Here is a 7330-nt window from a genome sequence, read left to right on the forward strand (position 1 = left end):
CTTCCGGTGCTCACGGACCAATGTCCGCTGCGCTCCGGTTCTCGAAACCACCACCAAATGACTCGCCAGAGCGAGTTTCGAAACAGTCTCTGAACACAGTCACGCATGGACATGGAAACGGCGCCGGGTTCGGCGCCGTTTTCGTTTGGGGCCTAGCTCGTTCCGGGCTGTGTTTGACCTCTTGTCATTCAAGGCAATGCCTTCAGGCATATTCCTATGCGCTGAAGGCATTGGCCGGTGTGAGCTGTGGGTTTTGCCGATGGCCTTCGTCCGGCCAACGCCCCGGCGAAGATCTCAGGTCGGATCTTCGCGATGCAGATCGTGGATGGCGACGCCGTCGACATTGGTCGGCATGGTCAGCCACTGGCGATGGCGCAAGGTGCGCTGCGTGTCCTCAAGCCCTGTATGCCAATGCTCGCGCATCGAGGTGCCTGAGAACTCATAGTCCTTGGCGTGACCCTCATAGCCTTTGTGCTGGTAGATCAGATGCACGATGTTGACAATGCCGGCGTCCGAATAGTCCTCGATCAGCGCTTCCTCGGCCGGCGTCCGCAACTCCTTCGGCACCCGTTTCAGCGCATCGAGCAGGCGCATCTTGAGGCCATGGATGCGTTTGAAATTGTCGGTGTTCTGCCGCGTGCGGCTCGAATACATGATGTCCTTGTGGCGGGACAACACGTCCGGCATGCTGCGCGGCAGCACGCCGCGCGCGCTGAACAGGTCGACCTGGAAGACCAGCGAAGAACGGTCCTCTTCCTGGTCGAGCAGATACTGCAGCGGCGTGTTGGAGACGATGCCGCCGTCCCAGTAATATTCGCCTTCGATGCGGATCGACGGGAAGGCGGGCGGCAGCGCGCCGCTGGCCATGATGTGCTCAGGTTCGATGCGGACCTTGTCGGTGTCGAAATAGACGAAGTTGCCGGTCCGAACATTGACCGCGCCGACGCTCAGCCGCTTCTTGCCGTCGTTCAAGATGTCGAAGTCGATCAGGCTTTCCAGCGTCTCCTTCAATTCGGCTGTGTCGTAGAAGCTGGTGGCGCCCTCGGCGCCCGATTGCTCGATCCACGGATTGGGGTTGCGCGGCTTGAAGAAGCCGGGCTGCCCCATGACCATGGTCATCCACGAACTGGTGCGGTTGCGGATGTCGCGATAGATGTCGCCTTCGGGCGTGTAGGCCCAGATCTTGCGGCCCGAAATCGTCTGCCAGAATTGCTCGAGCCGCTGCAGGCGCCGGCTTGATTCATTGCCGGCGATGATCGCCGCATTGATGGCGCCGATCGACACGCCGGAAAGCCAACTCGGCTCGCAGCCGGCGTCGGCCAGCGCCTGGTAGACACCGGCCTGATAGGCGCCGAGCGCGCCGCCACCCTGAAACACCAGCGCGATGCGGTCATACTGCGCCGAGATTTCCGCGATGGTGGCGGTGGCCTCCTTCTTGCGATTGCGTTCAAGCACGGCTTTGGTCTCCGACTTTGTTTGGGCACGATCTCTAGCGAAAACCGGTTCCCGCTTTTCGGGATCATGTCTGAATGGCTGATGCGCTCAGGTGCGGTCGGCGAGATAGTCGTGAACCACTTCGCCCAGCCCAAGCGTCAGGTCGGCGGTGAAGTGGACTGATGACACGATGTCGAGCACCGGCAACCGCGCCACGTCGGCCATGACGTGCGGCCGTAAATCGAGCGCGGCGGGCGCCGTCCAGGCTTCCTTCAGCGTGATGTCGGTGAGGTGGTAGCGGACCAGCTCGCAGATACGCGGCGTGCCGTCGACATGCGGGATGATCTTGATCAGGAAATTGGGCGCCGGCAGCGAAGCGAGGACAGAGCCGTGATCGGCGGCCTTGTGCTTGTAACCCATCGTGCCGGTGGCGCACAAAACGCTGCCATAGTGCAGCGTGCCGACGATCACCTCGCCTTCATGGACGATCTTGGGGTTGGCGAGCTTCTTGGGAAAGCCCCACAGTTCGCGACCGCCGGCGATCGGCGCGTCGTCGTCAAGATACATTGAATGGACGTAGGCGCCGTGCTGCCCCTTGTAGCGCACCGGGATGACCTGGCCGGTCTCGGTGTAGTCGCCGAAGCCGGTCGAATCCGGCATGCGGATGAATTCGTACTTGACCAGCGGCTCGTCGATTTCCAGCGGCTCCGGCACGACAGCCTCGAGCGCCTCGCGCGTCGTGCGGTAGGTGATGATGACATATTCGCGGTTGAAGAAACGGTACGGCCCGGGCGGGAAGGAGGGGTTGGTCAGCGGCATCGCATAGGCGCGCTTCACGACATCGGCGATCTGCAAGGCGGGTGCCCCATCGGTTCAGGAATGACTGCGCGAATGCGCTCCGGATTATGTTGCACGGCACCATGACAGTGCCGTGTCAGCCGCCTGACAGGCCCGTCGACGCCGTCGCAACACTGTAATCGCACCGACATATGACCGTGGCAGTGTCATGGTGCGGCGCACAAGCCGCCACGTTCATTCCCTCCCACCTCCTGCGAGATCATCATGGGTTTCCTGTCTTCAAAGAACGCGCTCGTCACCGGCTCGACCAGTGGCATTGGCCTGGCCATCGCCCGCGCCTTTGCCGCCGAAGGCGCCAACGTCACCATCAACGGTCTCGGCGACGCGGCTGCCATCGAGCAGGAGCGGGCCGGCATCGAGAAGGATTTCGGCGTCAAGTGCCGTTACTCCGATGCCAACATGATGGACGGCGCGGCGGTGAGCGCCATGGTGCATGAGGCTGAGGCAGCGTTCGGCAGTCTCGACATCCTGGTCAACAATGCCGGCATCCAGCATGTCGCGCCGATCGAGGAGTTTCCGGACGATAAGTGGGAAGCCATCATCCGCATCAACCTGCTCGCGGCGTTCTACGCCATCAAGGCTGCACTCCCCGCCATGAAGGCGCGCAAATGGGGCCGCATCATCAACACGGCTTCAGCGCATGCGCTGGTCGCCTCGCCGTTCAAGTCCGCCTATGTGTCGGCCAAGCACGGCATATCAGGCCTGACCAAGACGGTGGCGCTGGAAGCGGCGCTCGACGGCGTCACCGTCAACGCGATCGCGCCAGGCTATGTCTGGACGCCACTGGTCGAAAGGCAGATCCCGGACACGATGAAGGCGCGCGGCATGACCGAGGAACAGGTCAAGCATGACGTGCTGCTCGCCGCACAGCCGACCAAGGAATTCGTTACCGTCGACGAGCTTGCGGCGCTGACGCTGTTCCTGTGCTCGGACTCAGCCAAGCAGATCACCGGCACGACCCTGCCGATGGACGGCGGCTGGACGGCACAGTAAAGCGGAGTCGAGGCGTTTCGTTTGCCGGCTGATGTCGCGCCGCGCCAGCAAGAAGGCATTCCGAGTAGGGTCATGAAAATCATCCAGGTCTCCGATCCGCATCTGATGACACCGGGCGGTCTTCTGTACGGTTCCGATCCGCTCTCCAGGCTGGACGCCTGCCTTGCCGACATAAGCCGCAACCATGCCGATGCCGAATTGGTGGTGATTTCCGGCGACTTGACCAATGACGGCGAACGGGCCGCCTACGTTGCGCTGAAGGAAAGACTGGCGGGGTTCGTTCCGCCTTGCCGACTGATGCTCGGCAATCATGACGACCGGGCGCTGTTTGTCGAGATGTTCCCGGAAGCTGCCACCGAGCGCGGTTTCGTCCAGAGCGTTGTCGAGACAAGCGAGGGTCGCCTGATCCTGCTCGACACGCTGGACAGCGGCCATGTCGAGGGCAGGCTTTGCGACGCGCGCCTGCGCTGGCTGGGCGAGAGACTGGAACAGGCGCGCGACTGGCCGGTCTTCCTGTTCATGCACCATCCGCCGTTCAGGATTCACATCCCCGAACTTGACCGGGTCATGCTCACTGACGCCGATGCGTTGCACGATGTCCTGCTGCGTCACGGCAATGTCCGTCATATCTTCGCCGGACATGTCCATCGGCTGATCGCCGGCAGTTGGCGCGGCATTCCCGTCAGCACGCTGCGCAGCACCAACCATCAGACCGCGCTCGATTTTTCGAACAGCTGGAGCCTTGGCCACGAGCCTCCCGCCTATGCCGTGATCTTGATCGATGCGGACGGGGTGGTCGTCCATTTCCACGATTTTCCCGTCGGTGTGGCGGAATAACACCCGTTACCCACGGCACCAGCTTCTCCGGTGCGATGGACGCGACTTCTCGCTGGCCAAAACTCATTGCTGGTGCTGGACGTCGCGCGCTGCCGTGTCTCTTGCGGCGAGGAAAGCGATGATCTCAGCGTCGATCGCATCCATGTTGGCCGCACGGAACTTCTCATGCGCGCCAGGCATGACGACCGTTTTCATAGTGGCCATGTCGGATGCCCAGCCCTTGTATTGCGCCACTGTCGTGGCGCCCCATTCGGAACTGGCGAGAATGAGGATATCGCAGGGATAGGACGAGGGCACGAATCCGGCCGCTGCCTGCAAGAGCGCGCTCTTGAACGCCTTCCTGCGCAGATGTCGCCCAAGGCGCGTCTGTCCCAGGCCTAACGCGCTGAGCCCATCGCGCAACAGGCGCCAGTAGGTCACCTTGCGGGCGATCTGGCGACGCCTGCTCTCGGTCATGCGATCGTCCGGCATCGGTTTCAGCCAGGCCGAGCCGGGCGAGGGCGGATCGATGAGCACGAGCGCCGGCCGCTTGCCGGTCGCTTCATGGCTCAGCCGGCCGACCTCGATCGCCAGCAGGCCACCTGCGCATATGCCGCCAATGATGTCGGGATGCTGGCCGGTCACCGAAGTGAGTGCTTCAAAGTAGTTGGAGCTGAATTCGGCCATGCTGGAATAGGGCGTCTCGCCGGGCTCGAGCCCCATGCCGCGCACGGCCATGACGGCGTATTTCTGCTTCAGTCGCTTGCCGAAACGATTGGCGAACAGGGCCGAGCCGGAAATGCCATGGATCATGGCGATCGGCTCATAGCCGACATTGCCCGACACCGGCACGATCAGTTGACGGGCAGGATGGACCGGCACCAGCGCTGCGATCAGCCGGCCGAACTCGCGCGGTGTCTGCGCCCCGAGCAGGACAGAGGTCTGCAACTTGACGCCGAACCGCTTCTGCACGGCTAGTACCAAAGTCTCGGCCGTCAGCGAGTCGCCGCCGAGATCGAAGAAGTTGTCGTCGAGCTGAACCGTCGGTATTTGCAGTTCCGCGGCGAAGATGCCGGCGATCGCATGCGCCGGGCCATCGCCCGGCAGCGCGGCGGGCCGCACCCATTGTTGAACGTTCATCGGAAAGCCCCTAACCGATGCCTCTATGCGCCTTTTACGCACTGACAGTCCAGCGAACAACCCCGGCTGCCTTGTGCCGGGAGAAGCGGCGTCAAATCGCCTGACTTCTATGGGGTTCATCCGGGCCTGCGGTGAACCGCTTGACTGCGCGACATCAGGCTTTGCCCAGCGCTTTTTCGCCCCCGCCCGGGCTGCCGGGAAAGTGCCCTAAATGCGCACGGATTTGGACATTAGTCTTGACAGAAATACAGATGTTCAATACCCGTCAAGCAATTGAACAAGCCTGCAATGTGGGAGGAATAAGCGGTATGGCTTCCAATGTTTCGTTGACGGGTCTTGCCCGCGATCTCGAGGAACGCGCCAAGTCGGGCAAGCCTATCCGCATCGGCCTGATCGGCTCCGGCGAGATGGGAACCGACATCGTCACCCGCGTCGCCCATATGTCAGGCATCGAGATCGGCGCCATTTCCGAACTGAACCTGCCCGCGGCCAGCAAGGCGGTCGATATCGCCTTCCAGGAAACCGGGCATGCGCGCGAAGTCTCGAACGCGTCGGCGATGACGGCGGCGATGGAGGCTGGCAAGGTGGCGGTCACCAATGATGCCAGCCTGGTCATCAACAATGATCTGATCGACGTCGTCATCGACGCCACCGGTGTTCCCGCCGTCGGCGCGGAGATCGGGCTGCGCGCCATGGAACATGGCAAGCACCTGGTGATGATGAATGTCGAGGCCGATGTCACCATCGGCGCCTATCTGAAGAGCGAGGCCGACCGGCTCGGCGTCACCTATTCGCTGGGCGCCGGCGATGAGCCGTCTTCCTGCATGGAGCTGATCGAGTTCGTCTCGGCCATGGGGCACCCGATCGTTGCTGCCGGCAAGGGCAAGAACAATCCGCTCAACATCGACGCCATTCCCCCCGACTATGAGGAGGAAGCCAAGCGCCGGCACATGAATGTGCGCATGCTGGTCGAATTCGTCGATGGCTCCAAGACCATGGTCGAGATGGCGGCGATCGCCAATGCCACCGGGCTGGTTCCCGACAAGGCCGGCATGCATGGCCCGGCGGCGACGCTTGGCGAGTTGTCCAAGGTGCTGGTGCCGCAGAAGGATGGCGGCGTGCTGTCGAAGGTTGGCGTTGTCGACTATTCGATCGGCAAGGGTGTCGCGCCCGGCGTCTTCGTCGTCGCCGACATGTCGCATCCGCGCATCTCGGAGCGCATGGAAGATCTGAAGATGGGCAAAGGCCCGTACTTCACCTTCCACCGTCCCTATCATCTGACCTCACTGGAGGTGCCGCTGACCTGCGCCCGCGTCGTGCTCTACGGCAAGGCCGACATGGTGCCGCTGGCGAAGCCCGTGGCAGAGGTCTGCGCGGTGGCCAAGAAGGACATGAAGCCGGGCGAGAAGCTCGATGCGATCGGCGAATATTGCTACCGCGCCTGGATCATGACGACGCCGGAGGCGCGCGCCGCCAAGGCCATTCCCTGCGGCCTGCTGCAGGGCGGCTCGGTCACCGCGCCGATCAAGAAGGGCGAGCTCATCACCTATGCGAATGCCGCTCCCGCAGCGGGCTCCAAGATCGCCGAACTGCGCGCGCGCCAGGACAAGCTCGTCTACGGGTCCGTGGGAGCGTGATCATGGCCGGAGCCAGCAAAGCCGTCACTGATAGTCGCGCCAATCTGCCCTTCGTCTATCGCCAGTACAGCGCCGAGCAGCTCAGGCAGGTGCTCTACAAGATGTACCTTATCCGCCGCTTCGAAGAAGGCGCGGAGGAGTGCTACACGCGCGGCCTCATCCACGGCACCATGCACCTGTCGATCGGCCAGGAAGCCAGCGCCATGGGCATCTGCATGCCGCTTGCCGAGGATGACCAGATCACCTCGACGCATCGCGGCCATGGCCACTGCATCGCCAAGGGCGCCGAGGTCAAGCGCATGTTCGCCGAGTTCTTCGGCAAGACCACCGGCTACTGCAAAGGCCGTGGCGGCTCGATGCACATCGCCGATGTCGGCAAGGGCAATCTCGGCGCCAACGGCATCGTCGGCGGCGGCATCCCGATCGCCGTCGGAGCGGCACTGTCCTCCAAG

7 protein-coding genes are annotated in these 7330 nt (G+C 62.8%); 4 read left to right on the forward strand and 3 right to left on the reverse strand.

Annotated features, from left to right (window positions below):
- Positions 1 to 294 precede the first annotated feature (294 nt).
- Positions 295 to 1455, reverse strand: a complete 1161-nt coding sequence (locus tag EN993_RS28015) for a patatin-like phospholipase family protein (protein ID WP_127265387.1) — start codon at positions 1453 to 1455, stop codon at positions 295 to 297.
- Positions 1456 to 1542: 87 nt separating this feature from the next.
- Positions 1543 to 2289 carry an acetoacetate decarboxylase gene (locus tag EN993_RS28020; protein WP_127265388.1) on the reverse strand — a complete coding sequence of 249 codons (747 nt, stop codon included), beginning with the start codon at positions 2287 to 2289 and terminating at the stop codon, positions 1543 to 1545.
- A 207-nt stretch (positions 2290 to 2496) separates the two neighbouring features.
- On the opposite strand from EN993_RS28020, the gene EN993_RS28025 reads away from it, so the two are divergent.
- Together EN993_RS28025 and EN993_RS28030 are read left to right on the forward strand one after the other, a co-directional pair.
- Complete coding sequence (locus tag EN993_RS28025; protein WP_127265389.1) at positions 2497 to 3285, forward strand: 3-hydroxybutyrate dehydrogenase; 789 nt, start codon at positions 2497 to 2499, stop codon at positions 3283 to 3285.
- Between the two features lie 72 nt (positions 3286 to 3357).
- The gene (locus tag EN993_RS28030) at positions 3358 to 4122 is read left to right on the forward strand and encodes a phosphodiesterase (RefSeq protein ID WP_127265390.1); all 765 of its coding nucleotides are present in this window, start codon (positions 3358 to 3360) and stop codon (positions 4120 to 4122) included.
- Between the two features lie 63 nt (positions 4123 to 4185).
- On the opposite strand, the gene EN993_RS28035 is transcribed toward EN993_RS28030, so the two are convergent.
- Positions 4186 to 5241 (reverse strand): acyl carrier protein, encoded by a 1056-nt coding sequence (locus tag EN993_RS28035; protein ID WP_127265391.1) that lies wholly within the window; start codon positions 5239 to 5241, stop codon positions 4186 to 4188.
- Between the two features lie 308 nt (positions 5242 to 5549).
- Here EN993_RS28035 and EN993_RS28040 point away from each other — a divergent pair, with 308 nt between their 5' ends.
- Both EN993_RS28040 and EN993_RS28045 read left to right on the forward strand, forming a co-directional pair.
- Positions 5550 to 6878, forward strand: coding sequence for an NAD(P)H-dependent oxidoreductase (locus EN993_RS28040; RefSeq protein WP_127265392.1), 1329 nt, complete (start codon positions 5550 to 5552; stop codon positions 6876 to 6878).
- 2 nt (positions 6879 to 6880) lie between these two features.
- The coding region (locus tag EN993_RS28045; protein WP_245468991.1) for a thiamine pyrophosphate-dependent enzyme at positions 6881 to 7330 on the forward strand (450 nt) is incomplete at its 3' end.

It is taken from the genome of Mesorhizobium sp. M7D.F.Ca.US.004.01.2.1 (assembly GCF_003997785.1).
GTDB classification, from domain to species: Bacteria; Pseudomonadota; Alphaproteobacteria; order Rhizobiales; family Rhizobiaceae; genus Mesorhizobium; species Mesorhizobium loti.